This window comes from Lachnotalea sp. AF33-28 (assembly GCF_003477885.1).
GTDB lineage: Bacteria > Bacillota > Clostridia > Lachnospirales > Lachnospiraceae > AF33-28.
Genome location: NZ_QUEE01000033.1, coordinates 1 through 2,898, shown reverse-complemented (window position 1 = coordinate 2,898; position 2,898 = coordinate 1). Strand labels below are relative to the sequence as shown.

Annotated in this window: 1 rRNA gene; it reads right to left on the bottom strand. The window is 51.8% G+C overall.

Annotation, left to right across the window (positions count from 1 at the left end):
• Window position 1: 1 nt before the first annotated feature.
• Window positions 2-2,895: ribosomal RNA gene (locus tag DWZ56_RS22505) — 23S ribosomal RNA — on the bottom strand.
• Window positions 2,896-2,898: the final 3 nt, after the last annotated feature.

The window sequence follows — 2,898 nt, the reverse complement described above, 5'->3', positions numbered from 1 at the left end:
TTTGGTCAAGCCCTCGACCTATTAGTAGCAGTCAGCTCCATACATTGCTGCACTTCCACCTCTGCCCTATCTACCTCGTCGTCTTCAAGGGGTCTTACTAACTTGCGTTAGGGAAATCTCATCTTGAGGGGGGCTTCACGCTTAGATGCCTTCAGCGTTTATCCACACCAAACACAGCTACTCGGCTCTGCCGTTGACACGACAACCGATACACTGGCGGTTCGTCCATCCCGGTCCTCTCGTACTAAGGACAGCTCCTCTCAAATTTCCTACGCCCGCGCCGGATAGGGACCGAACTGTCTCACGACGTTCTGAACCCAGCTCGCGTACCGCTTTAATGGGCGAACAGCCCAACCCTTGGGACCTACTTCAGCCCCAGGATGCGATGAGCCGACATCGAGGTGCCAAACCACTCCGTCGATGTGAACTCTTGGGAGTGATAAGCCTGTTATCCCCAGGGTAGCTTTTATCCGTTGAGCGATGGCAATCCCACTTTATACCACCGGATCACTAAGTCCTACTTTCGTACCTGTTCCACCCGTCGGTGTCACAGTCAAGCTCCCTTCTGCCTTTACACTCTTCGAATGGTTTCCGACCATTCTGAGGGAACCTTTGAGCGCCTCCGATACTCTTTCGGAGGCGACCGCCCCAGTCAAACTCCCCACCTGACATTGTCCCCCACCAGGTTCACTGGTGCAGGTTAGAAATCCAGTACCGCAAGGGTGGTATCCCAACAGCGGCTCCATACAGACTGGCGTCCGTACTTCACAGCCTCCCACCTATCCTGTACATGCAATACCGAATCCCAGTATCAAGCTGGAGTAAAGCTCCATGGGGTCTTTCCGTCCTGGCGCAGGTAACCAGCATCTTCACTGGTATTTCAATTTCACCGGGTGCATTGTCGAGACAGTGCTCAAATCATTACGCCTTTCGTGCGGGTCGGAACTTACCCGACAAGGAATTTCGCTACCTTAGGACCGTTATAGTTACGGCCGCCGTTTACTGGGGCTTAAGTTCAAAGCTTCGACCTAAAGTCTAACCTCTCCCCTTAACCTTCCAGCACCGGGCAGGCGTCAGCCCATATACTTCACCTTACGGTTTTGCATAGACCTGTGTTTTTGCTAAACAGTTGCTTGAGCCTATTCTCTGCGGCCCATCTTCATGGGCACCCCTTCTCCCGAAGTTACGGGGTCATTTTGCCGAGTTCCTTAACAATGCTTCTCCCGTCGGCCTTAGGATTCTCTCCTCATCCACCTGTGTCGGTTTACGGTACGGGTACGATATGAACAATAGCGGCTTTTCTTGACAGCTGGCTCACAGGCTTCCCTACTTTAGTTCGGTCCACTTAACAGCCTCCCATTGTACACCGGATTTGCCTGATGTACTGGTCCTCTGCTTGTACCGGGCTCTTCATTCCCGGCTCCTGCTTTCCCTCTGTGTCCCCACAGTTCTGTCATATCGTAGTACAGGAATCTCAACCTGTTGTCCATCGGCTACGTCTTTCGACCTCGCCTTAGGTCCCGACTTACCCAGAGCAGATCAGCTTTACTCTGGAAACCTTAGATATTCGGCCTGGAGGATTCCCACCTCCATCTCGCTACTCATTCCGGCATTCTCTCTTCTTAACAGTCCACTGCTCCTTTCGGTACAGCTTCACTCCGTTAAGATTGCTCCTCTACCAATGTATTACTACATTCCTCAGCTTCGGTGGCGTGTTTTAGCCCCGGACATTTTCGGCGCAGAACCTCTCGACTAGTGAGCTATTACGCACTCTTTGAATGTATGGCTGCTTCTAAGCCAACATCCTAGTTGTCTCTGAAATCCCACATCCTTTTCCACTTAACACGCACTTGGGGACCTTAGCTGGAGGTCTGGGCTCTTTCCCTTTTGACTACCCAACTTATCTCGTGCAGTCTGACTCCCCGGCATCATCTGTTCGGCATTCGGAGTTTGATATTCTTCGGTAAGCTTTGACGCCCCCTAGGAAATTCAGTGCTCTACCTCCGACAGACTAACCAGAGGCTAGCCCTAAAGCTATTTCGAGGAGAACCAGCTATCTCCGGGTTCGATTGGAATTTCTCCCCTATCCACACCTCATCCCCACCCTTTTCAACGGATGTGGGTTCGGTCCTCCACCGCCTTTTACGGCAGCTTCAACCTGGACATGGATAGATCACCCGGTTTCGGGTCTGCGTCTACTGACTCCTTCGCCCTGTTAAGACTTGGTTTCCCTTCGGCTCCGCACCTAAAAGTGCTTAACCTTGCCAGTATCCGCAACTCGCCGGACCGTTCTACAAAAAGTACGCGGTTGTACATTAAAATACTTCCACAGCTTGTAAACATAAGGTTTCAGGTTCTCTTTCACTCCCCTCCCGGGGTTCTTTTCACCTTTCCTTCACAGTACTATGCGCTATCGGTCACTAAGGAGTATTTAGCCTTGGGGGGTGGTCCCCCCGATTTCCCACAAGGTTTCTCGTGTCTCGTGGTACTCCGGATTCCGCTCGCTGGCTATTGTTTTTACTTACGGGGCTTTCACCCTCTCTGGCCGGCTTTCCCAAAACCGTTCTGTTAACAATTCGCCTCACTTATTGCGGTCCATTACCCCGCGGTGCACGCACCACGGTTTAGGCTCTTTCCATTTCGCTCGCCGCTACTTTGGAAATCGAGTTTTCTTTCTTTTCCTCCGGCTACTTAGATGTTTCAGTTCACCGGGTTCCCGGCCTGCACCTATGGATTCAGTACAGGTCACTTGAGGTTTGCTCAAGTAGGTTTCCCCATTCAGACATCCGCGGATCTCGGGATATTTGCTCCTCCCCGCGGCTTTTCGCAGCTTATCGCGTCTTTCTTCGGCTCTTAGTGCCAAGGCATCCACCTTACGCTCTTACTTGCTTGACCTTT